25 protein-coding genes are annotated in these 24808 nt (G+C 66.7%); 10 read left to right on the forward strand and 15 right to left on the reverse strand.

All coding sequences use genetic code 11. The annotated features are described in order from the left end of the window. Positions 1-47: 47 nt before the first annotated feature. The 3 genes from SPDO_RS11465 (at position 48) to SPDO_RS11475 (ending at position 3596) form a co-directional block, all read left to right on the forward strand. On the forward strand, positions 48-1340 hold the full coding sequence (locus SPDO_RS11465; protein ID WP_088367639.1) for an MFS transporter: 1293 nt from the start codon (positions 48-50) through the stop codon (positions 1338-1340). Next, positions 1337-2257: a cysteine synthase A gene (gene cysK / locus SPDO_RS11470; RefSeq protein ID WP_088367640.1), complete on the forward strand. Its 921-nt coding sequence runs from the start codon at positions 1337-1339 to the stop codon at positions 2255-2257. Before SPDO_RS11465 ends, cysK begins: the two co-directional genes overlap by 4 nt. Positions 2258-2354: 97 nt before the next feature. Beyond that, positions 2355-3596: a cell wall hydrolase gene (locus tag SPDO_RS11475; protein ID WP_088367641.1), complete on the forward strand. Its 1242-nt coding sequence runs from the start codon at positions 2355-2357 to the stop codon at positions 3594-3596. A 79-nt stretch (positions 3597-3675) separates the two neighbouring features. Here SPDO_RS11475 and SPDO_RS11480 read toward each other — a convergent pair whose 3' ends face one another. The 5 genes from SPDO_RS11480 to SPDO_RS11500 form a co-directional block, all read right to left on the reverse strand. Then, positions 3676-5472 carry an acyl-CoA dehydrogenase C-terminal domain-containing protein gene (locus SPDO_RS11480; protein ID WP_088367642.1) on the reverse strand — a complete coding sequence of 599 codons (1797 nt, stop codon included), beginning with the start codon at positions 5470-5472 and terminating at the stop codon, positions 3676-3678. Between the two features lie 6 nt (positions 5473-5478). Next, a complete protein-coding gene (locus tag SPDO_RS11485; RefSeq protein ID WP_088367846.1) occupies positions 5479-5925 on the reverse strand; it encodes a MerR family transcriptional regulator in 447 nt (148 codons plus the stop codon). Positions 5926-5956: 31 nt separating this feature from the next. Further along, entirely contained in the window at positions 5957-6457 is a 501-nt protein-coding gene (locus SPDO_RS11490; RefSeq protein WP_143559647.1) for a hypothetical protein, read from the reverse strand. Continuing rightward, complete coding sequence (gene hisI / locus SPDO_RS11495; protein ID WP_088367644.1) at positions 6454-6816, reverse strand: phosphoribosyl-AMP cyclohydrolase; 363 nt, start codon at positions 6814-6816, stop codon at positions 6454-6456. The genes SPDO_RS11490 and hisI overlap by 4 nt, the downstream gene beginning before the upstream one ends. A 61-nt stretch (positions 6817-6877) precedes the next feature. Next, the gene (locus SPDO_RS11500; RefSeq protein ID WP_088367645.1) at positions 6878-7129 is read right to left on the reverse strand and encodes a DUF7218 family protein; all 252 of its coding nucleotides are present in this window, start codon (positions 7127-7129) and stop codon (positions 6878-6880) included. A gap of 114 nt (positions 7130-7243) precedes the next feature. Between SPDO_RS11500 and purF the strand changes: the two genes are divergently transcribed. Then, entirely contained in the window at positions 7244-8701 is a 1458-nt protein-coding gene (gene purF / locus SPDO_RS11505; RefSeq protein WP_088367646.1) for an amidophosphoribosyltransferase, read from the forward strand. 77 nt (positions 8702-8778) lie between these two features. Continuing rightward, complete coding sequence (locus SPDO_RS11510; RefSeq protein ID WP_088367647.1) at positions 8779-9489, forward strand: SDR family NAD(P)-dependent oxidoreductase; 711 nt, start codon at positions 8779-8781, stop codon at positions 9487-9489. Between the two features lie 331 nt (positions 9490-9820). On the opposite strand, the gene SPDO_RS11515 is transcribed toward SPDO_RS11510, so the two are convergent. The 4 genes from SPDO_RS11515 to SPDO_RS11530 are packed head-to-tail and all read right to left on the reverse strand — an operon-like array spanning position 9821 to position 14596. Further along, complete coding sequence (locus tag SPDO_RS11515) at positions 9821-11056, reverse strand: serine hydrolase domain-containing protein (protein ID WP_088367648.1); 1236 nt, start codon at positions 11054-11056, stop codon at positions 9821-9823. Next, entirely contained in the window at positions 11053-12270 is a 1218-nt protein-coding gene (locus SPDO_RS11520) for an SAM-dependent methyltransferase (RefSeq protein WP_088367649.1), read from the reverse strand. Before SPDO_RS11520 ends, SPDO_RS11515 begins: the two co-directional genes overlap by 4 nt. 39 nt (positions 12271-12309) lie before the next feature. Continuing rightward, the gene (locus SPDO_RS11525) at positions 12310-13659 is read right to left on the reverse strand and encodes a cryptochrome/photolyase family protein (protein ID WP_088367650.1); all 1350 of its coding nucleotides are present in this window, start codon (positions 13657-13659) and stop codon (positions 12310-12312) included. A 7-nt stretch (positions 13660-13666) separates the two neighbouring features. Then, complete coding sequence (locus SPDO_RS11530) at positions 13667-14596, reverse strand: histone deacetylase family protein (protein ID WP_088367847.1); 930 nt, start codon at positions 14594-14596, stop codon at positions 13667-13669. Between the two features lie 43 nt (positions 14597-14639). Between SPDO_RS11530 and SPDO_RS11535 the strand changes: the two genes are divergently transcribed. Continuing rightward, the gene (locus SPDO_RS11535; protein ID WP_088367651.1) at positions 14640-15662 is read left to right on the forward strand and encodes an alpha/beta hydrolase; all 1023 of its coding nucleotides are present in this window, start codon (positions 14640-14642) and stop codon (positions 15660-15662) included. A 343-nt stretch (positions 15663-16005) separates the two neighbouring features. Here SPDO_RS11535 and ahcY read toward each other — a convergent pair whose 3' ends face one another. The 3 genes from ahcY to SPDO_RS11550 all read right to left on the reverse strand — a co-directional run bounded on the left by ahcY (position 16006) and on the right by SPDO_RS11550 (position 18573). Further along, positions 16006-17424: an adenosylhomocysteinase gene (gene ahcY, locus SPDO_RS11540; protein ID WP_088367652.1), complete on the reverse strand. Its 1419-nt coding sequence runs from the start codon at positions 17422-17424 to the stop codon at positions 16006-16008. Positions 17425-17529: 105 nt separating this feature from the next. Beyond that, complete coding sequence (locus SPDO_RS11545; RefSeq protein WP_088367653.1) at positions 17530-17946, reverse strand: DUF1622 domain-containing protein; 417 nt, start codon at positions 17944-17946, stop codon at positions 17530-17532. Between the two features lie 66 nt (positions 17947-18012). Further along, on the reverse strand, positions 18013-18573 hold the full coding sequence (locus SPDO_RS11550; protein WP_088367654.1) for a YqgE/AlgH family protein: 561 nt from the start codon (positions 18571-18573) through the stop codon (positions 18013-18015). A 108-nt stretch (positions 18574-18681) separates the two neighbouring features. Between SPDO_RS11550 and SPDO_RS11555 the strand changes: the two genes are divergently transcribed. The 4 genes from SPDO_RS11555 (at position 18682) to SPDO_RS11570 (ending at position 21618) form a co-directional block, all read left to right on the forward strand. Further along, entirely contained in the window at positions 18682-19161 is a 480-nt protein-coding gene (locus SPDO_RS11555) for a peroxiredoxin (protein ID WP_088367655.1), read from the forward strand. A 53-nt stretch (positions 19162-19214) separates the two neighbouring features. Continuing rightward, entirely contained in the window at positions 19215-19466 is a 252-nt protein-coding gene (locus SPDO_RS11560; RefSeq protein ID WP_088367656.1) for a hypothetical protein, read from the forward strand. Positions 19467-19540: 74 nt separating this feature from the next. Then, positions 19541-20971 carry an AMP nucleosidase gene (locus tag SPDO_RS11565; RefSeq protein ID WP_088367657.1) on the forward strand — a complete coding sequence of 477 codons (1431 nt, stop codon included), beginning with the start codon at positions 19541-19543 and terminating at the stop codon, positions 20969-20971. Positions 20972-21063: 92 nt separating this feature from the next. Next, positions 21064-21618 (forward strand): hypothetical protein, encoded by a 555-nt coding sequence (locus tag SPDO_RS11570; protein ID WP_088367658.1) that lies wholly within the window; start codon positions 21064-21066, stop codon positions 21616-21618. A 106-nt stretch (positions 21619-21724) separates the two neighbouring features. Here the strand turns inward: SPDO_RS11570 and SPDO_RS11575 are convergent, their stop codons facing one another. The 3 genes from SPDO_RS11575 to SPDO_RS11585 are packed head-to-tail and all read right to left on the reverse strand — an operon-like array spanning position 21725 to position 24800. Continuing rightward, entirely contained in the window at positions 21725-23557 is a 1833-nt protein-coding gene (locus SPDO_RS11575; protein WP_088367848.1) for a M2 family metallopeptidase, read from the reverse strand. Between the two features lie 57 nt (positions 23558-23614). Further along, a complete protein-coding gene (locus SPDO_RS11580; protein ID WP_169716260.1) occupies positions 23615-24376 on the reverse strand; it encodes an alpha/beta fold hydrolase in 762 nt (253 codons plus the stop codon). Continuing rightward, complete coding sequence (locus tag SPDO_RS11585; protein ID WP_245829419.1) at positions 24357-24800, reverse strand: GFA family protein; 444 nt, start codon at positions 24798-24800, stop codon at positions 24357-24359. The genes SPDO_RS11580 and SPDO_RS11585 overlap by 20 nt, the downstream gene beginning before the upstream one ends. Between the last annotated feature and the right edge of the window lie 8 nt (positions 24801-24808).

The following is a 24808-nucleotide window of genomic DNA, read 5'->3' on the forward strand; positions in this document are numbered from 1 at the left end:
TTTGCCCGTTGTGCCGCCACGATGCGCAACCTAAGTCCGTCAGCTACATGTCAGTCGCCATTCACCCGCTCCGCATCGCCAATTACCGCAGCTATTGGCTGGCGCGCCTCGCCAGCACGATCGCGCAATCGGCGCTCGCCATCGTGCTCGGGTGGCAGGTGTACAGCATCGCGCGTGAGACGATGGACATTCGCGAGGCGGCGTTCCTGCTCGGCATGATCGGGTTGGCGCAGTTCGTCCCGCTGTTTCTGCTCACCCCCATCGTCGGTCTGATCGCGGATTCGGTCGATCGCCGCTGGATCGTGCGCGGCACCACCACCTTGCTCGCCGCCAACGTGCTGCTGCTCGGCTTTGCGACTTGGGAAGGCTGGATCAGCCTGCCCGTGCTGTTCGGCGCCGCGGTCCTCGTTGGCATCGCGCGCGCCTTTGCCGGCCCGGCATACGGCGCGTTGGCGCCCAATCTGGTGCCGCGCGAAAGCCTGCCCACCGCCATCGCGCTCGGCTCGATCGCCATGCAGGTCGGCTTCATCGCTGGCCCCAGCGTCGGCGGGCTCCTGTTCGCGATCGGGCCGATCACCGCTTACGCCGGCATGGCGGCGATGTTTGCCTTGGCGCTGATCCTGCTGCTGACGATCCGCCCCGTGCCGCAGCCACCCGCGCAAAAGGACCGCCGCCCGCTCGCCCGGATCATCGACGGCTTCGCCTATGTGAAACGCAACCGGCTGGTGCAGGCGGCGATCACGCTGGATCTCTTCGCGGTGCTGCTCGCCGGCGCGACCGCGCTCCTGCCGATCTACGCGCGCGACATCCTGCACGTCGGCCCCACCGGCCTTGGCCTACTCGCCGCCGGCATGGGGATCGGCGCGTCGCTGACCGGCATTTTCTTGTCGTTCCGCCCGATGAAGACCGATGTCGGGCGCAAGATGCTGATCGCGGTCGTCGTCTTCGGCCTCGGCATCCTCACCTTCGGAATCTCGACCAACTTCTTCCTCAGCCTCGCCGCGCTGATCGTCGCGGGCAGCGCCGACATGGTGTCGATGTACGTGCGCGGCTCGTTGATCCAGCTCCACACCCCCGACGAGATGCGCGGCCGCGTCAGCGCCGTCAGCCAGCTCACCATCTCGGCGTCCAATGAACTGGGCGAAGCGGAGAGCGGCCTCCTCGCCTCCGTTCTCGGCCCGGTCGGCGCGGTGGTCGTCGGCGGGGTGGGTGCGATCGCCGTGACCTTGCTTTGGTCGCGATTGTTTCCGGAACTGAAGCAAGCCAAAACCTTTGACCCGCCAGAGGCACCCTTGTCGGTGGTGCCGCCTGAAACCCAGCACGGAGTAGCGCAGCCATGAAGGCGAACACGATCCTCGAGACGATCGGCAACACGCCGCACATTCGCGTGCAGCGGCTGTTCCCCGGATCCGAAGTCTGGATCAAGTCCGAACGCTCGAACCCCGGCGGCTCGATCAAGGACCGCATCGCGCTGGCGATGATCGAGGCCGCCGAAGCTTCGGGCGATCTCAAGCCCGGCGGCACCATCATCGAGCCGACCAGCGGCAACACCGGCATCGGCCTCGCCATGGTCGCGGCGGTGAAGGGCTACAAACTCGTTCTCGTCATGCCCGAAAGCATGTCGCTGGAGCGTCGCCGCCTGATGCTCGCCTATGGCGCGACGTTCGATCTCACGCCGCGTGAAAAGGGCATGAAGGGTGCGATCGAACGCGCGCTTGAGCTCGTCGACACGACGCCGGGCGCCTGGATGCCGCAGCAGTTCGAAAATGCCGCCAACATCGACGTTCACGTCCGCACCACCTCGCAGGAGATCCTCCACGACTTCCGCGATGCGCCGATCGACGTGCTCATCACCGGCGTCGGCACCGGCGGCCACATCACCGGCGTCGCCGAGACGCTGAAAAAGGAATGGCCGAACCTCAAGGTCTATGCGGTCGAGCCTGCCGCCTCGCCGGTCATCAGCGGCGGCCAGCCCGGCCCGCACCCGATCCAGGGCATCGGCGCCGGCTTCATCCCGGCAAACCTCCACACAAAGTCGCTCGATGGCGTGATCGAGGTTGATGCCGCCGTCGCCAAGGACATGGCACGCCGCGCCGCCCGCGAAGAGGGCATGCTGGTCGGTATCTCGTCTGGCGCAACGCTCGCCGCCATCCTGCAGAAGCTGCCCGACCTGCCCGATGGCGCGCGCGTCCTCGGCTTCAACTACGACACCGGTGAGCGCTACCTGTCGGTGCCGGACTTCCTACCCGAAGCGTAAGGCGCCTACACGCCTGCAAGATCGTCGTCCCGATGCGAGAGAACGGGACGGCGACTCGCGCTTCGCCCCCTCGGCAAATTAGGCTAAGCGCCGCGCCGTGCCGAACCTCAGACCGCTCCACCTGATCCTCGCGGCGATCGCCCTTGTCGCGCTCGCGCTGCCGCTCCTCGTCACCCATCTGGTGCCCGTTGCGGAGGTAGAGATCGGCGCGCCCAGCATCGAGCAAGCACGCCCGGCCGCTCGGAAGACCGCGCCGCCACCCGTCGAGCCGCTGCAATATATCGAGGTAGCGCCCGAAGACGCGCGCGCCATCAACGCCGCCGTTCCCTTCGTCAAAGGGCCGGTGCCGCCCGCTCGCCCGTTCCGCTTCGTCGGCGATGCGGAGGCATTCGCCCGCGCCACCGATTGCCTCGCTGCCGCCGCTTATTACGAGGCGGGCGACGATGCCGAGGGCGAACGCGCCGTCGTTCAGGTCGTACTGAACCGTCTGCGTCATCCCGCCTTCCCGAAAACGGTCTGCGGCGTCGTGTTCCAGGGCGCCGAGCGGTCGACCGGCTGCCAGTTCACCTTCACCTGCGACGGCGCGCTCCGCCGCACGCCCTCCCCCGCCGCCTGGACCCGCGCGCGCGATGTCGCCACCAAGGCGCTGCGCGGCTCGGTGTACAAGCAGGTCGGCTGGGCGACGCACTACCACACCGACTGGGTGGTGCCGTATTGGAGCTCCAGCCTCGACAAGATTGCCGAGCTTCACACCCATCTGTTCTTCCGCTGGACCGGCTGGTGGGGCACCGCGCCCGCCTTCAACCGCAGCCAATCACCCAATGAAGCCATCGTGCCGCAACTCGCCGCTCTCTCTGAGCATCATCGCGGTGTTGGCGGCATGCCGGGCGAAGACACGCAACTGGCCGACGCCGTCCCCTTTTTCGGCCGCACGCCCGCGCCGCTCGCCAGCGACCGCAACACCTTCCTGACCTCGCTCAACCCCGCGCAGGCGGACAGCTTCCAGAACATGGCGCTTGCCTCCTGCGCCGATCGCTCGCGCTGCAAGTTCATGGGGTGGACCGAGCCGGATGCGATGGCCTTCTCGCTGCCGCTCTCGCCCGAGCAGCTGAACGCCATGTCGTTCAGCTACATTCGCGATCGCGGTAGCAACCTTGAGCGCGCCTTGTGGAATTGCGACGAGTTCAAGCAGCGCTCGCCCTGCATGAAGCGGCTCGCGATCCGCGCCATGCCTGCCCCGCGCGAGAACACGCGCGGCCCAGCCGATTTGGATGGCGTGCGGCGCAAGGCCGATGCCGCCGCAGAGCCCGCGCCCGGCAACGCCACCGGCGTCGAGTAATCAGCTGGTGCAAAGAAAATGCCGGGCAGCGCGAACGCCGCCCGGCACATTTCTTTGAAAGCTAGAATGACAGCGCCGATCAGGCCGCGCGGAACATCTCCGGTGGCAGTGCCATCAGCGCCTCGGCCCCACCTTCGATCTGTCGACGATAGGCGCCGGCCTCGGGCAGCACGCGCTCGGCGAAGAAGCGCGCCGTCACCAGCTTGGCGTCGAGGAACGCCGCATCGCCCTCACCCGCATCCTTCAGCGCCGCAGCCGCCACCGCCATGCGCAGCCACATCAGACCGACCGACACCACGCCCAGCAGGTGCATGTACGGCACCGCGCCCGCGCCGATGTTGTTCGGGTTGGAAATGTTCCCCATAAACCACATGGTCGCAGCCTGCAGCTCGCTCAGCGCCTTTTCCAGACGCGTGGCGAAATCGGCGGCCGGGCCGCTCTTCGCCGCGGCGCATTCCTGCGCCACGATCTTGAAGAACAGCTGGATCGCGCGGCCACCGTTCATCGCCAGCTTGCGGCCGACGAGGTCCATCGCCTGCACGCCATTGGTGCCTTCGTAGATCATCGCGATCCGCGCATCGCGAACGTACTGCTCCATCCCCCATTCCTGAATGTAGCCGTGGCCGCCATAGACCTGCTGCGCGTCGGTCGCGATCGCATAGCCCTTGTCGGTGCCGACGCCCTTGATCACCGGGGTCAGCAGCCCGATCAGGTCGGCCGCTTCCTGACGCTCCGCATCGTCCTCGGCATTATGCTCCAGATCGACCTGCAGCGCGCCCCACAGGCAAAGCGCGCGCAGGCCCTCCAGCCACGCCTTGCCGTTCATCAGCATGCGCCGCACATCCGGATGGACGAAAAGGGTATCAGCCTTCTCGCCCGGCTCCGCCGCGCCGGTCAGCGCACGGCCCTGGCGGCGATCCTCGGCATATTGCACCGCGTTCTGGTACGCCGTCTCCGCGACGCCCAGCCCCTGCAGCCCGACGCCAAGACGCGCCGCGTTCATCATGATGAACATCGCGGCAAGGCCCTTCATCTCCTCGCCGACCAGCCAACCGGTCGCACCGTCATAGTTCAGCACACAGGTCGCGTTGCCGTGGATGCCCATCTTGTGCTCGATCGAACCGCACGACACCGCGTTGCGCTCACCGAGCGAGCCATCGTCGTTCACCATGACCTTGGGAACCACGAACAGGCTGATGCCCTTCGAGCTGTCCGGCGCCCCCGGCGTCTTCGCCAGCACGAGGTGGATGATGTTGTCGGTCAGGTCATGCTCGCCGGCCGAGATGAAGATCTTGGTGCCGGTAATCTTGTACGAACCATCCGCCTGCGGCTCGGCGCGGGTGCGGATGAGGCCGAGGTCCGTGCCGCACTGCGGCTCGGTCAAATTCATGGTGCCGCCCCATTCGCCCGACACCATCTTGGGCAGATACTTTTCCTGCTGCTCGGGCGAACCCTTCGCCACCAGCGCTGCGATCGCGCCATGCGCCAGGCCGGGATACATGGCGAACGCCATGTTGGCGGAAATCATATATTCCTGAAACGCGGTGGAAACGACATGCGGCATGCCTTGTCCGCCGAATGCCTCCGGCGCGGAGAGCGTGCCCCAGCCCGATTCGACGAACTGCTCGTATGCTTCCTTGAAGCCCGCCGGCGTCGTTACCGAACCGTCGGCGTGACGCGTGCAGCCTTCCTGGTCGCCCGACTGGTTGATCGGGAACAGCACCTCGGCAACGAAGCGGCCGCCCTCTTCCAGCACGGCATCCACCGTATCGGGCGTCGCCGCGGCAAAGCCGGGCACGTTGGCGTAGCGTGACAGGCCGACCACATGCTCCAGGACGAAGCGGGTGTCGCGCACGGGCGGGGTATATTGCGGCATAAAGGATCAGTCCTTGTTTGCGGAAGAGTGATGGTCGGAAGACGCGTGCTCGGGATAATCGATCAGCGTGACGAACTCCTCGAGCTCGGCGATCGCAGCGTCGATGTCTCGCTTTTGTGCGGTCAGCGCGTCGATCCGTGCCCGGCAACGGGCGATGGTCACGGCGCGCTGCGTATCGCGGCCGTCACCCACATCGTAGAGGTCGATCATCTCGCGAATTTCGCCCAAGCTGAAGCCCACGCGCTTGCCGCGCAGGATCCAGGCGAGCCGCGCCCGATCGCGATGCGAATAGATCCGCGCCGTGCCGCGGCGCTCCGGCGCGATCAGCCCCTCGTCCTCGTAAAAACGCAACGCGCGCGGTGTGACGCTGAACTCGGCGGCGAGATCGCCGATGGTAAAATGGGGCCGATCCGCGCGGGGCGGAAGCGAGTCAAAGACGCCAGCAACCGACATGACGCCCATATACCTTCCGCTTACGTGAACGTCAACCGCAGAGCGGCTCTCCGTCCGGTCCGCGCATCGCCCGCGCCTCGGCATCCGCGCTGCTGAGCCGACTGGCGGACAGCGCCGTCATCGTCGCGCGGCCGGTGCACCGCCGGTCGCACCCGCTCGGCAAGGTGGCGGGGAAAGCGATCCGCTCGCCGTCGAAGCGCGCCTCGAACGAGCACGCCTCGCCGAAGTCGAGCTTCAGCGTCTCGCGCCCGCTCGCCGCGCCGCGCGCGACGCAGCTTTGCCGGTCGCCATAATCGATGCTCGCGCCAATCTGTAGTGCGCCGTCCTGCCGGACGATACACACCCGATCGGTTGCAGAGGCATAGGCGCCGACCGGATCGAGGTGCCGCGGATCGGCAACGATGCCGGCTGCAACCGCCGCCTTCTCCAGCGCCAGACCTGCGCCGTCGTCAGGTATCGAGGCTTCCCGCTCGGCGCGGCCACACGCCGCCAGCAGCAAGCCGAGAATGATTGCGCGGCCCGCTCGCCTCAATCGACGCGCTCCAGCCCGTCCGGGCCGATCCGCCGGTAGAAGCACGATCGCGCGCCCGTGTGGCACGCCGGGCCCGCAGGGTCGGCGATGATCCAGATGGCGTCCTGGTCGCAGTCGATCCGCATTTCGCGCACCGTCAGAACATGGCCCGACGTTTCGCCCTTCACCCACAGCGCCCCGCGACTGCGCGACCAGAAGGTCGCCTTGCCGCTCTCCCGCGTCGCCGCCAGCGCCTCGGCATTCATGTGGGCGACCATCAGCAACTCGCCCGTGTTCGCGTCGGTGACCACCGCCGTCACCAGCCCGGCAGCATCATATTTCGGGTCGAGGACAAGGCCCTGGTCGCGCGCGTCGTTCATGCATTGCTCTTATCGGCCGCCGCGCGAATCGCTACCCTCCACACCATCGTTCGCCGCAGCCTCACTGGTGACTGCGGATCGCACCCACCAGCTCGGCCTTGTTCATCTTGGATCGGCCCTCGATGCCGATCTCCTGCGCTTCCTCGTACAGTTCGTCCTTGGTGCGATCCTCTAGTCGATCGCTGCGATGGTCGAGCGATCCGTTCGCCCTGGCATTGGCGATTCGCGCCGCCTTTTCCTTCGATTCGCCCTTCTTGCGCAGCTCTTCGTAGAGCGTGTCGTCCTTGATCTGCGCGCCGTGATCCTTGGCCATCGCCCGTCTCCTCTCGCCCGAAAGCAACGGCCGAGCGCTGCAAATCGCTCCGCCCCCATGACAAATCGGCGACACGCGCTATATGGGCGGCGCACCATGCGAGCCCCCACCGCTATGCTGACCACCAATCCTTTCGACGACGACCATCTGCACGAGGAGTGCGGCATCTTTGGAGTTTCCGGCTCCGAGGGCGCTGCCGCGCTTGTGGCTCTGGGGCTGCACGCCCTGCAGCACCGCGGCCAGGAGGCCGCCGGCATCACCTCGTTCGATGGCCACGATTTCCACACCCGCAAGGCGATGGGCCATGTCGCCGGCAATTTCGACAGCGAGGCCGTGATCGGCGCGCTGCCGGGGCCGGTCGCCTGCGGCCACGTGCGCTATTCCACCACTGGCGAAACGGCACTGCGCAACGTGCAGCCGCTGTACGCCGAGCTGGCGAGCGGCGGCTTCGCCGTTGCGCATAACGGCAACATCTCCAACGCGATGAAGCTGCGCCGCGAGCTCATCCGCCGCGGCTCGATCTTCCAGTCGACCAGCGACACCGAGACGATCATCCACCTCGTCGCGACCTCCAACTATCGCACCCTGCTCGATCGCTTCATCGATGCGTTGCGCCAGGTCGAGGGCGCTTATGCGCTGATCGTGATGACGCCGGAGGGCATGATCGCCTGTCGCGATCCCCTCGGCATCCGCCCGCTCGTGATGGGCAAGCTGGGCGAGACGATCATCTTCGCCAGTGAGACGGTCGCGCTTGACGTGGTCGGCGCGGAGTTCGTCCGAACCGTGGAGCCGGGCGAGCTGGTCATCGTGCAGGGCACGGAGATGCGCTCGATCCGCCCCTTCGGGCCAGTCGCCCCGCGCCCGTGCATCTTCGAATGGGTCTATTTTTCGCGTCCCGATTCGATCGTCGACGATCAGTCGGTCTATTCGGTGCGCAAGGCGATTGGCCAGCAACTCGCGCTGGAGGCGCCGGTCGAGGCAGATCTGGTCATTCCCGTACCCGATTCGGGCGTGCCTGCCGCGATCGGTTATGCACAGGAAAGCGGCATCCCGTTCGAGCTTGGCATCATCCGCTCGCATTATGTCGGCCGCACCTTCATCCAGCCCGGCGACAAGGTCCGCCACCTCGGCGTCAAGCTGAAGCACAATGCCAATCGCGCGCTGATCCAGGGCAAGCGCGTCGTGCTGATCGACGATTCGATCGTCCGCGGCACCACCAGCCTGAAGATCGTGCAGATGATGCGCGAGGCCGGCGCGGCCGAGGTGCACATGCGCATCGCTAGCCCGCCGACGAAGCACAGCTGCTTCTACGGCGTCGACACGCCGGAGCGCGCGAAGCTGCTCGCCGCCACTCATGATCTCGGCGCGATGACCGATTTCATCCACGCCGACAGCCTCGCCTTTGTCACGATCGACGGTCTGTACAAGGCATTGGGTCAGCAGGGCCGCGCGCAATTCCGCCCCGGCTATTGCGACGCCTGCTTCACCGGCGACTACCCCACCACGCTGACCGACCATGACGATACCGGCTCGGTCGATCAGTTCGCGATGCTGGAAGAGCGCGTCGCCTGAGTGATTCGGCGCGTCACCCGCAATCGGGTGGCGCGCCGCCACCGGCCCGCCGGCCGCACACCTCCCTGGGATTTCGGATGACCAAGCCGCTTGCAAACAAACTCGCCCTGGTAACCGGCGCGAGCCGCGGGATCGGTGCCGCAACCGCCACCGCGCTCGCCGCGCAGGGCGCGCATGTCGTGCTCACCGCCCGCACCGCCAAGGCGTTGGAAGAGGTCGAGCAGGCGATCTTCGACGCCGGTGGCTCGGCGACGATCGCGCCGCTCGACCTCACCGAAAAGGATGCGATCGCCCGCCTCGCCGCCGCGGTCTCGGAGCGCTGGCAGGCGCTCGACGTCATGGTGCTGAACGCCGGCATGCTCGGCACGCTCGCCGCCGTCCCGTCGATCGACGCCAAGGAGCTTGCCGCCGTCCTGACGCTCAACGTCTCTGCACAGGTCGCGCTGATCCAGGCGTTCGATCCCATGCTGCGCCAGTCCGATGCGGGCAAGGTGATCGGCATCACCTCCTCCGTTGGTCGCAAGCCGCGCGCCTATTGGGGTGCTTATGGCGCGTCCAAGGCCGCCTTCGAAACGATGCTCGGCGCTTACGGCGACGAGGTCGCGGAGATCAGCCGCGTACGCACCGCCATCGTCGATCCCGGCGCCACCCGCACCAAGATGCGCGCCCGCGCCTATCCCGGCGAAGACCCCGCATCGGTAAAGCCGCCCGAGACGGTGGCGGACCACATCACCAATCTGGTGCTGAATGGCTTCGAAACCGGCCTATGGGAGCGGACGCCGGGCTGATCGCAAGCGCCCGCGTCATGCCCCAGCCGGCCGCGCGACACGTTACCCTCACCTTGCATCCGAACAGCTGAATAGCGCCTCGACGAAGTCCGAGCCGAGCTGGACAGGCGCAAGTGGGCAAGGTTCATCCATAGCCGAGAAAGCTGCGTCATCCCGGCCTTGTGCCGGGATCCACCGTTCCAAAAGCTCAAGAGCTTAGGTTCTGCGGCGCGGTAGATGCCGGGACAAGCCCGGCATGACTGGAGGCGTCGCATGGAGGTTTCGCCTCCACCTAGGCGACAGATCCTGCCAACGGGCACGCGGGCCCACTCAGACCGCCCACCTCAACAAGCTACTTCTGCGCCGCGGCGGCAAACAGCTTCGCCAAGAACGCCTGCCGCGCCGCCGAATACTCCCGCCCCGTCGCCTTCGGCCAGGCCGACACGATTGCAATCACCGTCCGGCTCGCCGGATCAACCGTGATGCTCTGCCCGAAGATTCCCTGCCCGCCGAACCGGCCTTCGGGATAGGTCCACCATTGATAGCCATAGCCGTAGCCGGGATTGCCGATCCCGGCCTGCGCCTTGGTCGCCTCGGCAAACCAGCCGGCCGGGACGATCCCGGCGCCGCCCTCCAGCGCCAGCTGCCCCATGCGGGCATAGTCGCGCAGTCCTACCGAGAGACAGCATCCGGCCACCTCCTGGCCGCTCGCATCCACCATCCAATAAGCGTCGCGCTCCATGCCGTAGCGCCGCCACACCGTCTCGCTCAGGTAATTGGCCAGCGGCTTCTTCACCGCATTCGCCACCAGCACGCCGATCAGGTTGGTCTCGCCGGTCTTGTACACCCATTTGGTGCCGGGTTCGGCCTCGCGCTTCAGGGTGCGCATATAGGCGACGGTCGGATTCGCCCCCGGCGGCACCGGCACAGACAGCATGCGCGCCACGTCGGATTGTGGGTCGGTATAATCCTCGTTCCACTTCACGCCCGACGTCATCGTCAGCAGCTGCGCGATCGTCACCCCGTCATAGCCGCTGCCGGCCAGCTCCGGGATGTACTTGGTCACCGGCTCCTCGACCGATCCGATGTACCCGTCCTTGATTGCCGCGCCGACCAGCGTGGAGGTAAAGGATTTGGCGACCGAGAAGCTGGTCCACCGCCCCTCGCGCGTCAGACCGCGCGCATAACGCTCCAGCCGCACCTTGCCGTCCTGCACCACGATCAGCCCGGCGACGTTCTGCGCGGCGATATAGGCGTCGATCTCCGCGGCAGGCACGGGCAGCGGCGCGCCATCGGGCAGCGGCCGCACCTTGCCGCCGGCCTTCACCACATGAACCGGAAACACCTTTTCCATGTTTGGGAAATTCTGGTCGCGCTGCGCCTGTGTCCAGAACAGCACGGCGGCGCCCGCCTGTTGCAGGCCGGCGCGGTTACCATCGGTGATCGGCACCCCGGCAGTGACCGGCGTGGTGCTCGCCGCCACCGGCATCGTTCCATTGCCGGTCGGCGCGGCGGCGGTCTGCTCGCGCATGCCACATCCGCCAAGCAACATGGCGGCCAATGCCGCACCCACGCCGAACCGCTTCATGCCCCCTCCTTCTGCAACGTGATCTGCACGACATCGATGCCGCCGCCACGAAATCCGCCTTCGCAATACATCAGGTAGAAACGCCACAAGTCAATGAAGCGGCGATCGAACCGCGCCGGCAGCCGCCCCTGCGCGACCGCCGCATCGAACCGCACGCGCCATTGCCGCAGCGTCTCGGCGTAATCGGCCCCGAACGCATGGCGGTCCTGCCACCTGAGCCCGTTCGCCTCGGCAAGCGCCCGAAAGCGTGGCTCGTGGATCAGCATGCCACCGGGAAACACGCATGCCTGGATGAAGTCGACGTTGCTCGAATAGGCCGGCCAAACGTCTTCGGCGATGGTGATGTACTGGATCGCCGCGCGCCCGCCCGGCTTCAGCGCCCGTGCGATCGCCGCCAGGTAATCAGCCCAATATTGCTCGCCGACCGCCTCCACCATCTCGATCGAGGCGATGCCGTCATAGGTGCCGCGCACGTCGCGATAATCGGTCAGCGACGCGGCCACGGGCAACCCACGCGTCCGCTCGGCGACGTGGCGCTGCTGCTCGGCCGCCAACGTGATCGCGCGCACCTTGATGCCGCGCCGGCCGGCCGCCTCGGCCAAAGATCCCCATCCGCAGCCGATCTCCAGCATCGTGCCGCCGGCCGGCACGTCCAGCCGATCGAGGATCGCGTTCAGCTTGTGATGCTGCCCCGCCTCCAGCGTATCACCATCGGCGAACAGCGCGCTGGAATAGGTCAGCGTCGGGTCGAGCCATTCGCCGTAGAAATCGTTGCCCAGGTCGTAATGCGCCGCAATGTTGCGCCGCGCGTTGCGCCGGTCGTTGTGGCGCAACCCATGCACCACCCGCGCCGCGACGCGTGCGCCGCGCTTGGCCCGCGCCACATTGCCCAGCGTCGCGCGGTTGCGCATGAACAGGTCGAAGATCGGCACCAGATCGGGGCTGGTCCAGTCGCCGTCCGCCCATGCCTCGTACCAGCCGATCGAACCCCCGGTTACAAGCCGGCGCAGCGCACGCCAGCGTACCACCGTCACCTGCGCGATCGGCCCCGGTCCGGTGCCGCCGAGCAGCCGCCGCGTGCCATCCGGCAGCACCGCCTCGATCGCGCCCTGCGCCAGCCCGGCATCGATCCGGTCGAGTATCTTGTGAAAAAGCGGCGCGACGCCCCGTGCCCAGCGGCTTGGTGACCGCAACCGTCCGACCTTTCCGTGCATCGCGCGCTCATGCACCGGTCCGGGCGGCGGCGGAAGAGGTCAGCGTATCTTCCGCCCCGCCGCCAGCGCCCGTTCGCGCGCCTCGCGATGCCCGATGATCTTGCGCGGGTAATCGTCCGGCCGGCATCCCGCTTGCTCGGGATCGTGGATCGCCTCGTCGTCGAGGCCACGCAGTTCGGGCACCCATTCGCGGATGTAATCACTCGCGTCGAACTTCTCTGATTGCGTCAGCGGCGCCATGATCCGACCGAACATGTTGGCGTCGGTGCCGGTGCCCGCGATCCACTGCCAATTGACGCTGTTGTTGCCGTAATCGGCGTCCACCAGCGTATCCCAGAACCACCGCTCGCCCGCGCGCCAGTCGATCAGCAGATGCTTCACCAGAAAGCTCGCGGTGATCATCCGCACCCGGTTGTGCATCCACCCCGTCGCCCACAGCTGGCGCATGCCGGCATCGACGATCGGATAGCCCGTGCGGCCCTCCTGCCACGCCTTGAGGTTCGCCGGCGATCGCCGCCATTCCAGCTTGTCAAACTGCGGCCGGCCATTCTCGTTCGCATATTTCGGCAGCGCCAGGATCAGCCCGGAGGTGAAATCGCGCCACGCCAGCTCGCGGCGAAAGGAAGCGGCGCCGTCCCCGCGCTCCGCCAAGCCATGCCACACCTGCCGCGGTGAAATCTCGCCATGGTGCAGATGCGGGGACAGCCGCGACGTCCCTTCGATCGAGGGAAAGTTGCGCCCCTCGGCGTAGTTGCGCAGCGCGTCGGAAAAGGTCTTCAGCGCCTCATGCGCCCCATCCTCCCCGGGCGACCAGATATCGAACCCTCCGGCCCAATCGGGCTTGGTCGGCAGCAGCTTCCACGCGTCCAGCGTGTCGTTCGCGGGCCAGTGCGTGGGCACCTCGAGCTTTTCTGGCGCAGGGCTCGGATGCTCCGGCGGCAGGTCGGCCGACAGCTTCCGATAGAAGGCCGAAAAGATCCGGAACTGCCCGCCACCGCCCGTCGTGACGCTTTCCGGCGGCCGCAGGTGATTCCCGTCATGAAGGCACAGCAGGTCGCCCAGCGCGTCTTCCGCATCGCGCCACCACGGCTCGTAATGGCGAATGGCGTGGATCGCCTCGGCGCCCGTTTCCGCCGCAAGCGCCTTCAGAACGTCCGCCGCAGGCCCCTTTTTCAGGATCAGCTTGCTGCCCAGATCCTTCAGCCCGGCTGCCAGCGCGGTCAGGCTATGGTGCAGCCACCATTGTTGCGCACCCCCGATGCGCCACTCACCCGGGCCTTCGTTATCAAGCACATAGACGGGAATAACGGGTCCCGCCTCCGCGGCGGCGCGTACTGCTGGTTGGTCCTGAAGGCGGAGATCCTGGCGAAACCAGACAATGCTTGTCATCGCGCCACTACGCGGCGGGCGCCATCCCGGTTCCGGCTCCCCAGCCCGCGCGATAGAGGCGGCCCAGCCGCAGGATCACCGCCACATGCCGCCGAGCGATCGCCAATACATCGTCGCCATAGCCACCCCCAACGGTGCTCGCCAACGGCACGCCGCGCGCAAGTGCCAGTCCACCCACGAACTTGTCCCGCGCCGAGAGACCATCGTCGGTCAGCGACAGCCGCCCGAGGCGATCGCCCGCAAACGGATCCACCCCGCCCTGATACAGCACCAGATCGGGTGCGAATTGATCGAACAACGGCGGCAGCGTCGTTTCCAGCGCCTCAAGGTACCCCAGATCATCCGTCGCGTCCGGGAGGGCGACGTCCAGCGTCGAGCGAGCCTTTCGCGCCGGAAAGTTCTTGTCGGCATGGATCGAATAGGTCGCGATATCCGGATGCCCGGCCGTCAGCGCCGCCGTGCCATCACCCTGGTGCACATCCACATCGACGATCAGCACCCGCCGTCCCTCCTGCGCGAGCTGCAGCGCCGCAACGGCAAGATCGTTGAACACGCAATAACCCGCGCCCGTCTCCGCCAGCGCATGATGGCTACCGCCCGCCGTATTGGCAGCAAAGCCTTGGTCCAGCGCAATCCTTGCCGCCGCATAGGTGCCGCCGGGCACCATCTGGGCCCGCCGCGCCACCGTCTCCGTCACCGGAAACCCGATCCGCCGCTCCTTCTCGCGTGGCACGCTCGCCCCCAGCACTTCGGCCACATAAGCAGGATCATGCGCCGCCTCGATCCAGGCACGCGGCGCCGCGGCGGGCTGGTGCCACGCCACTGCGTCGCCTTCTTCCAGCAGCAGGTCGCGGATCGCGCCGTTCTTCCCCCAGCGGTATGTGCTCGGGCGCGGCGCCTCCGCGACATAATCGGGGTGATGGACGACTGCGATCATCTGCGCCAAGATAGGTAGCAAAAGCAGACCTGAGGAGAGTGCAATGACCGATACGCTGATCCGCGACGAGCAGGGTGATGCCGCATCGCCCAAGGATGGCCCGTTCGTGCGCCCCGACGTGCGCGGCTTTCTCGATTTCCTCAATGCCAACCCCGGCCCCAAGACGCACGAAGGCACCGCGGAGGCCGCGCGCCAGATGTATGTGGCGATGAAGGATGTGGCCGATCCGCCGGTCGGCGACCTCGGAACGGTCAAGGATCTCACCATCCCCGGTCCCGCCGGCGACATCCCCGCGCGTCTGTTCGATGTGCGCGAACGCCGCGAGCCCGGCCCGGTGGTGGTATTCTTCCACGGCGGCGGCTTCGTGATCGGCAATATCGACACGCACGCCAGCTTCACCGCCGAAATGTCGCGGCAGCTCGATCTGCCGGTGGTCTCGATCGACTATCGCCTGGCGCCGGAGGCCAAATGGCCCGCCGCGCCGCAGGATTGCGAAGCCGCCGCGCGCTGGATCGCCTCCAATCCGTCGGAGCTCGGGCGCACTGCCACCAGCCTCGTCCTCTCGGGCGACAGCGCCGGCGGCACGCTGACCATCACCACCGCCATGGCGCTGCGCGACGAGCCCGCCGCCGTGCCGGTGATCGTGCAGGCGCCGATGTATCCGGCCGCCGACATGAACAAGGAATATCCTTCCTTCAACGACTTTGCCGATGGCTATCTGCTCACCCGCGAGACGATGATCTGGTTCGCCGAACATTATCAGGCGGACTTTACGCATTTTCGCGGGTCGCCGATGGTCGGCAATCTCGTCGGCCTGCCGCCGGCAGTGATCGTCACCGCCAGCCTCGATCCGATCCGCGACCAGGGCCGCGCCTATGCCGCCGCGCTGGTGCTGGCGGGCGTGCCGGTGACCTACCGCGAGGCAGTGGGCAACATCCACGGCTTCATCACGCTCCGCCAGGCGGTGCCGTCAAGCGCCGGCGACGTCGGGGGCTATCTCGCGGCGGTGAAGGGCGCGATCGTCGAGGCAGAGGGTCAGCGCATGATGAAGCAGGCAGCCGGCTGATTCTCTCGCCACGGCGGCGATAAACCTCAACGTCACCCCGGCCCTGTGCCGGGGTCCACCCGCGTGCACATGCACCAGCCGGCGATACGCGGCACGGTGGATGCCGGGACAAGCCCGGCGTGACGGAGACGTAAAGCCGCACCCAATTCCCCCGTCATCCCGGCTTTGCGCCGGGATCCAAGTGTCCGCAGGCGCTGCCGCGCGTTTCTCCAATGACAGCGTTCGCGGCACCATGGATCTCAAGTCCGGGATGCCGGCAGAGGATTTCGCGACTGTCGGCTCCAAACAAGAAAGGGGCGAGCCTCGCGGCCCGCCCCTCCTTCAACCAATCAACGAGCGTCGATCAGTAGCGGTAGTGATCCGGCTTGAACGGCCCCTCGACCGGCACGCCGATGTAGCCCGCCTGCTTCGGCGTCAGCTTGGACAGCTGCACGCCCAGCTTCTCGAGGTGCAGCGCCGCGACCTTTTCGTCGAGGTGCTTGGGCAGGACGTACACTTCGTTCTTGTAGTTCTCGCCCTTGGTCCACAGCTCGATCTGCGCCAGCGTCTGGTTGGTGAACGACGCGGACATGACGAACGACGGGTGGCCGGTCGCGCAGCCCAGGTTCACCAGCCGCCCCTTGGCGAGGATGATGATCTGCTTGCCGTCGGGGAACTTCACCAGGTCGGTGCCCGGCTTCACTTCGGTCCAGTCGTAATTGTCGAGCGCCGCGATCTGGATCTCGCTGTCGAAGTGGCCGATGTTGCACACGATCGACATGGGCTTCATCGCCTTCATGTGATCGGCGGTGATCACGTCGGCGTTGCCGGTCGCGGTGCAGAAGATGTCGGCGCGCTTCACCGCCTCGTCCATCGTCACGACCTCGAAACCTTCCATCGCCGCCTGCAATGCGCAGATCGGGTCGATCTCGGTCACCAGCACGCGCGCGCCGCCGTTGCGCAGCGACTGGGCCGAACCCTTGCCGACGTCACCGAAGCCCGCGACGCAGGCGACCTTGCCGGCCAGCATCACGTCGGTCGCGCGGCGGATCGCGTCGACGAGCGACTCCTTGCAACCGTAGAGGTTGTCGAACTTCGACTTGGTCACCGAGTCGTTGACGTTGATCGCCGGGAACGGCAGCTCGCCCTTCTTGGCGATCTCGTACAGGCGGTGAACGCCCGTCGTGGTCTCTTCGCTGACGCCCTTCAGGTTCTTCACCGTCTCGGTCAGATAGCCCGGCTTCTTGGCGATGAACGCCTTTAGTGCGCGCTGGAACTCGACTTCCTCGGCATTCTCGGGCTCGCCGAACGACTGGCCGGCCTCGAGCTTCGCGCCCCACAGCGCGAACATGGTGGCATCGCCGCCGTCGTCCAGGATGATGTTCGCGGTCTGGCCGTTGCCGTCATCCCAGTCGAAGATCGAGCCGACATAATCCCAGTAATCGGCCAGGCTCTCGCCCTTCACCGCGAAGACGGGCACGCCGGCCGCGGCGATCGCGGCGGCGGCATGGTCCTGCGTCGAGAAGATGTTGCACGTCGCCCAGCGCACGTCGGCGCCCAGCGCGGTCAGCGTCTCGATCAGCACCGCGGTTTGGATCGTCATGTGCAGCGATCCGGTGATGCGCGCGCCCTTCAGCGGCTGCGACGCGCCATATTCGTCGCGCAGCGCCATCAGGCCGGGCATCTCGGTTTCGGCGATGTTGATCTCGGCGCGACCGAAATCGGCCAGGCCGATGTCCTTGATGACGTAATCTTTGGTGGGGCGATCGAGAGCGGTGGCCACAACGGGTCTCCAGGAATTTGTGACGCCGGCCAAGGCACGGATCACCGGCCGGCATGCGCGGGCACATAGCGAGCCGTCGCCCCGAAGACAAATATAAAGATATCTTTATATGTCGCGCGTCGTCCGATGCGCATCCCCAGCACCGCCGCTTTCGGCCGCCTCGCGCTCCTGCCGCGCGCGCTGCCACGGCCAGCGCCCGTCGATCTCCGCCTCCAGGCTGAAGCTCAGGAACGTGCGGATCGCGACAATGCCGGCCAGCACCGCGATGCTCTGCAGCGTCGGCTCCACCGCCACCGTGTTGATGATGTCCGCCGCCACCAGCAGTTCCAGCCCGAGCAGGATCGCACGGCCGAGGCTGGAGCGCAGGTCCGCCACCGCCTTGTCGCGGTCCTGCCCGCGCGCGAACCGCCATGTGAACAGGCCAAGCGTCCCGAACGCGCCCATTGCGATCACGGCAATGCCGGTCAGCTCGATGACCCGCGTCACCGCGCCCGCAACACTTACCGCCAGTGATTCCAGCATTACGCCCTGCCCCCGTTCGCCTGCGCCCGCTGATCGAACGGCACCTGCTCTCTCAGGTTCCGCCGCTCAGGCGCGCCCGCTCTCGATCCCCAGCAGTCGCGGGTCGATCCCCGCCGCGTTGAAGCCGCGCGTCCAGCGATCCGCCGTGGCCGTGTCGAACAGCATGCCAGCATCGTCGCTGACGTTCAGCCAGCCGTGCCGCGTCATCTCCGCGTCGAGTTGCCCAGCGCTCCATCCGGCATAGCCCAGCGCCACCAGCCATTGCGACGGCCCCTTGCCCTCCGCAATCGCGCGCAGCGCGTCCAGCGTGCCCGAAAGACACCATTTGCCCGCCACGTCGATCGTGTCCTGCCCGCTCCAGTCGGACGAATGGAGAACGAACCCGCGCCGCGTCTCCACCGGACCGCCGAAGTGGATCGGTGCATCGTCCACCGCGCCCGTGTCGATCTTCACCTGCTCCAGCACGTCGTGCAGCCCCAGGCCCGCCACCTGCGCGCCGATGCCGATGCCGATCGCGCCGTTTTCGTCGTGCGCGCAAACCGCGATCACCGCCTGGTCGAACCGCGGATCGCCGATCCCCGGCATCGCCAACAGGAACTGGCCGGTCAAGAAGGTCGCTGTCTCCATGGCCTTACCTTAGTCAGAGCGATTGCCGATCGTCACGCTTGAAAACGCCGGCGGCGAGCGCAACTAAAGCCTGCCCGCATTTACGCGCGCAGCAGGAGACAGACCGAAATGACGATCAGCGTCGGCGACAAGCTGCCCCAGGCCACCCTCGTCAAGGCGACCGAGAACGGCCCCGAGGCGATCGATTCGCAGGAATATTTCGCCGGCCGCCGCGTTGCGCTATTCGCCGTCCCGGGCGCCTTCACGCCGACCTGCTCGGCCAAGCACCTGCCCGGCTTCGTCGAAAAGGGCGACGACCTGAAGGCGAAGGGCATCGACGAAATCGCCTGCACCTCCGTCAACGATCCCTTCGTGCTCGGCGCCTGGTCGAAGTCCGCCGATGCGGGCAGCGTCACCATGCTGGCGGACGGCAACGGCGATTTCGCCGAGGCGCTCGGCCTCACCATGGACGGGTCGAAGTTCGGCATGGGCAAGCGCAGCCAGCGCTATTCGATGATCGTCAACGACGGCGTCGTGGAACAGCTCAATGTCGAGGCACCGGGCGAGTTCAAGGTCAGCTCCGCGGACCATCTGCTCGGCACGCTCTGAAACCTCCGCGGCCGGGGGGCGTTGGCTATAGGCAGTTCACAAGGAGTTTTGTCATGGCCACCGCCACCCAGCGCAACACGCAGAAGAACACCAGCCTGACCGATCGCGCGCGCTCCGCCGCCAGCGGCGCACAGACGCGCGTGAGCAATGCGACGTCCGCAACGGTCGATGCGGCCAAGGACCATCCCTATGCCGCCGCCGGCATCGTCGCCGGCGCGATCGCGGCGGTTGGCGGCGCAGCTTATGCGGCCACCCGCAAGAGCGACGGCACCACCACCACGTCCAAGGCGAAGACCAAGCATTGAGGTCGAGCGACGCCGCCCCGCGCCACGCGGGGCGGCGTCTTGCCAGCGTCACGGACGCGGCGTAACCATCGCCGATGACTGCACAAGACATCGTTGCCGAACTCGACCGGCTTTATACCGGTGCTGTCGCCCGCTTGCAGGCGGCGCTCGATCTCTACCTGACCGAAGGAACGCCCCCGACTGCCGAGGCACGGCGCGACGGCTCCTTTGCCTATCCGGAAATCCGGCTCAGCTTTCGCGGCGGCGATCAGCGCCCCGCCCCGCTGCGCTCCTATGGCCGGCTGGTCACTGCGGGCGAATATCGCATCTCGGTCACCAAGCCCGCGCTGTTCGCCGATTATCTGGTCGAACAGCTAACGCTCCTCATGGAGGATTACGACGTCAGCGTCTCCGCCGTCCCCGGCGCGACCGAAATCCCCTTCCCCTATGTGCTCGACGCCGGTCACGCGCTCAGCCTGGACGAGGTATCCGCCGCCGAACTCGCGCGGCATTTCCCCGCAACCGAGCTGGCGCATATCGGTGACGAGATCGCGGACGGCCTGTGGGCCTCAATCGACGGCACGCGCCCGCTGGCGCTGTTCGACGGGCTGCGCACCGACTTCAGCCTCGCGCGCCTGCGCCACTATACCGGCACCGCGCCCGAGCACGTCCAGCGCTACGTGCTGTTCACCAACTACCACCGCTATGTCGACGAATTCGTCCGCTGGGGCGCGGCGCAGGTGGGTGAGGACAGCCGCTTCACCGCGCTTGCAGGGCCAGGTGGGGTGATGTTCAAGCCCGGCGACGATCCCGCCATGCTGGACGACACCGCCTGGCGGCGGCTCCAGATGCCGGCCTATCACCTGATCGCGCCCGATCGTTCCGGCATCACCCTGGTCAACATCGGCGTCGGCCCGTCCAATGCGAAGACGATCACCGATCACCTGGCGGTCACCCGTCCGGACGCGTGGATGATGATCGGCCATTGCGGCGGCCTGCGCCCGTCGCAGCGGATCGGCGACTATGTCCTCGCGCACGCTTATCTGCGCGACGACCATGTGCTCGACGACATGCTCCCGCCCGAGATCCCGGTACCCGCGATCGCCGAGGTGCAGCAGGCGCTGGCGCGTGCGGCCGAGACGGTTTCGGGGCAGTCTGGCGAAGTGTTGAAGCGGCGGCTGCGCACCGGCACGATCGTCACCACCGACGATCGCAATTGGGAGCTGCGCTACAGCCGCTCGGCCTTGCGCTTCTCGCTCAGCCGCGCGGTCGGCATCGACATGGAATCGGCAACCATCGCTGCACAGGGCTTCCGCTTCCGCGTCCCCTACGGCACCTTGCTGTGCGTATCGGACAAGCCGCTCCATGGCGAACTGAAGCTGCCCGGCCAGGCGAACCGCTTCTACGAGCGCGCCATTTCCGAACACATGCGCATCGGCATCGAAACCTGCGAGGAGCTGCGTCGCGAGGGGCAGAAGCTGCACAGCCGCAAGCTGCGCGCCTTCAACGAGCCGCCGTTCCGCTGATCGGACGGCGGGCGGACCACGTTGCGGCGAGGAAACGATTCGCCGCGTCGCTGCGTTACGGCTCCCATTCACAGGAAAAAGGGGAGCAGATCATGGCCGACAACGACGAGACACCGCCCGCCACCAGCGCCGCACCCAAGCCGCCCGCACGCCGTGCGCCGCGCAAGACGACGGCAGCCAAGTCGACCGCGGCTTCGTCGGCCGACAAGCCTGCTGCCAAGTCGCGCCGCAAGCCGGCAAAATCGGCGGGCGAAACCGCGGCCGCCGCTCCCACCAAGAAGGCATCCGCTCCGCCCAAGCCGCGCTCGACCAAGCGCGCGACCCCCGCGCCCAAGCGCCCGACCAAGCCGAAGACCACCAAGGCGGCCGAGCCTGAAAAGACGCCCGTGTGGAAGAACAAGGCAGCGATCGCCGGCGGGCTCGCCGCGGTCGGTGCCGCTGCGACCGCCGCCCTGCTCTCGCTACGCGGCTCGACGCCGAAGGACGCCGACAAGCCCGAACCCGCCGCCGACAAACCGACCAAGGCGCCGGCAAAGCATGCGGAAGCCGCGACCAAGCCGTCCGACAAGGCACACATGCCCGACGGCACGGATGCCAGCGCGTCGATGAAAGCCGGAATCGCGGACGAGAACGTCATCCCCGAATAAGCGAAAAAAGGGCGCGCGCGGCCGCTGCCACGCACGCCCCTTTTCGTGATCCAACCCCGGACCGGCCGCGAATTGCGCGCAGCCGGTCCGTTGGTCGTCGGCCCGCTTACCAGCCGGTCGGCTTGCCCTTGTTCTGCTGGTCCAGCCACGCCTTCAGCGGCGCGAAGTAATTGACCATCGCCTTGCCCGACATCTGGCGGGTGCCGGTGAATGCCTGCAACGCGTCGGGCCACGGCTTCGACTGGCCCATCTTCAGCATGGCGTCCAGCTTCGCACCTACGTCCTTGTTGCCGAAGAACGAGCAGCGATGCAGTGGCCCCTTCCAGCCGGCCTGCTTGCACGCCGCCTCGTAGAACTGGAACTGCAGGATGCGCGCCAGGAAATAGCGGGTGTACGGCACGCCCGCCGCAACGTGATATTTCGCGCCCGCGTCGAACTTCGTCTCGTCGCGCGCGACCGGCGGCACGATTCCCTGATATTGGAGCCGCAGCTTGTCCCAGCCCGCCTGCATCTGCCCCGCCGGGATCTCGCCGGAGAACAGCTGCCAGCGGTATTTGTCGACCATCAGGCCGAACGGCAGGAACGCCACCTTGTCCATCGCCTGGCGCAGCAGCAGCCCGATGTCCTTGTCCGCCGCCGGCACCTTGGCCGGATCGAGCAGGTTGATCTTCACCAGATAATCCGGCGTGATCGACAGCGCGACGAAATCGCCGATCGCCTCGTGGAAGCCGTCGTTGGCGCCGTTCTTGTAGAGGAACGGCTGCTGATTGTACGCGCGCTGGTAGTAATTGTGCCCCAGCTCGTGGTGGATGGTGATGAAATCGTCCGAATTCACCTTGGTGCACATCTTGATGCGCAGATCGTCGACATTGTCGACGTCCCAGGCGCTCGCGTGGCAGATCACCTCGCGGTCGCGCGGCTTCACGATCTGCGATCGCTTCCAGAACGTCTCGGGCAACGGCGCGAAGCCAAGCGAGGAATAGAAGCCCTCGCCCGTCTTCACCATCTTCACCGGGTCGTACTGCTTGGCCTTCAGCAGGTCGCCGATGTCATAGCCAAGGTCGCCCGCACCCGCCGGCGCGACGACATCATAGATGTTGCCCCACTCCTGCGCCCACATATTGCCCAGCAGGTCGGCGCGGATCGGGCCGGTCCTGGGCTGCACCGCATCGCCGTACTTCTCGTTCAGCTTCCAGCGGACATAGGTGTGCAGCGCGAGGTACAGCGGCTCCACCTCGCCCCACAACTTGTCGGTCATCGCCGCAAACTCGTCGGGCTTCATGTCGTATCCCGACCGCCACAGCGCGCCGGCATCCTTGAAGCCGAGCCCGACCGCACCCTCGTTGGTCAGCTTGGTCGCGGCGATATAGTCCTCACGCATCGGCGCGCCGACATTGTCGTGCCAGCTGACCCACATCTCCTTCAGCTTGGCGGGATCGCGCTCCTCGCCCATCGCGGCCTCGATGTCCGATCCGTTGATCGGCTGGCCGTTCAGCGTGCCGCGGCCCTTGCCGTAGCTCGACCCCATCTTGGTGAAGAGCGTCGACAGTTCCTCTGCTGCACCCGCGCGCGTCGGCGCCGGCAGGGTGATGCCGCCGACCATCAGGTCCAGCTTGCGCCGCGTGTCCGCCGACAGGCCCGCCACCGTGCGGTACTTGGCCGCCTCGTTGGCCAGCTGCACCAGCCGCTCGGTAAAGCGGCCACCAGCCTTGGCGGCGAGCGCATCGGTGTCGTCGGTGATGTAGGTCGCGTTGACCCAGGAAATCTGCGCGATCTCGACGCTGCTCTCGGCCAGCTCCTTCTCGGTGGCAGCGACAAAGGCGTCGGCCTGCGCAGCAGTGAGTGCGGCGGCGGGCGCTGGACCAGCCTGCTGCGCCGCGGCCGGATGCGCGGCGATCGCCGCCGCGAGTGCGGCGAGCGAGATGACGTGACGGTTCATGAACATCCTTCTTGGCGTATCGTTATGGAACAACACTGAGACTCGCGCCGCGCCGGGTCAACCCGCAAGGAAGCGCGCGATCGCCTGGCCAAGCTCGGGCTTGGTGACGCAGCTCATGTGGTTGCCCGGAATGTCGACCAGCGTCGCATCGGGCAGCGCCTCGGCCAGCGCCGCCGCCGATCCGTTGTCGTCGTCGTCCACCCCGTTCACCACCAATGTCGGCCAGTCGAACCCGGCGACCGTCTCGCGCGGCGTCGAGACGAACGTATCGATGATGCCCAGCAGCGCGACCGGATCGCCGCCGGTGTTCTTCAGAAACGCCTCCGCCAGCCATTCCGGCGACCCGCGCTCGTGCTTGCCAAGGTTGGTCAGGATGTTGCGGAAATGCCCCGCGCGCCGCTCCGCGCCGACCAGCCCCTCCAGCCCCATGCCGGAAAACACCACCTTGCGTGGGTTCGCGCCGGTCGCCAGCAGCCGCGCGGTCGTGCGCGCGCCCAGCGAATAGCCGCCCAGATCATAATCGCTCAGCCCCAGATGCGCGATCAGCGCATGCCCGTCCTTCGCCAGAGCGTCGGGCGGATAGGCGGCGGCATCGTGCGGCTTGTCGCTATCACCATGCGCGCGCAGGTCCGGCATGATGACGCGGAACCCCTCCGCCGCAATCGCCTCAGCGTGGCCGTAGCGGATCCAATTGGTGTTCGCTTCGGAGAAATAGCCGTGGATCAGCACCACCGGCCGCCCCTCGCCCATTTCGTGCCAGGCCAGCCGCGTGCCGTCGAAGCTGTTGAAGTAATGCGTCTCAGTCGGGAGTTTTGCCACAAGCGTCCATCCAGCGTTGTCTTACATTCTCATTCTGCTCGCTTCGGATGCGTGGCAAGTCGCGCGTGTCGATCCACGCCTCGTGCATGCTCTCGGTTGCATAATGATGCACCGGCTTGAAGCGGCTGGGATCATCGAAGCTGCCGACGGTGAGATCGACATTCTCGCCGTCCTTCAGAAACGCAAAGCCCAGCGGCGTCCCGCACGTCGCGCAGAACGGCCGATGCGCGATCGGCGAGGATTGATACCAGTCAGGTGCGCTATCCCACCGCACGGCCGCGACCGGCACGTTGACGAACGCAATCGACACGCCGCCCGTCGCGCGCTGGCACATGCGGCAATGGCATAGATAGGCGTCGTCGCTCTCGATCTCCGCCGAATAGCGTACGCGACCGCATTGGCACCCACCTGTCATGGTGTTCATCGACCTGC

Source organism: Sphingomonas dokdonensis, assembly GCF_002197685.1.
Taxonomy (GTDB): domain Bacteria; phylum Pseudomonadota; class Alphaproteobacteria; order Sphingomonadales; family Sphingomonadaceae; genus Sphingomonas; species Sphingomonas dokdonensis.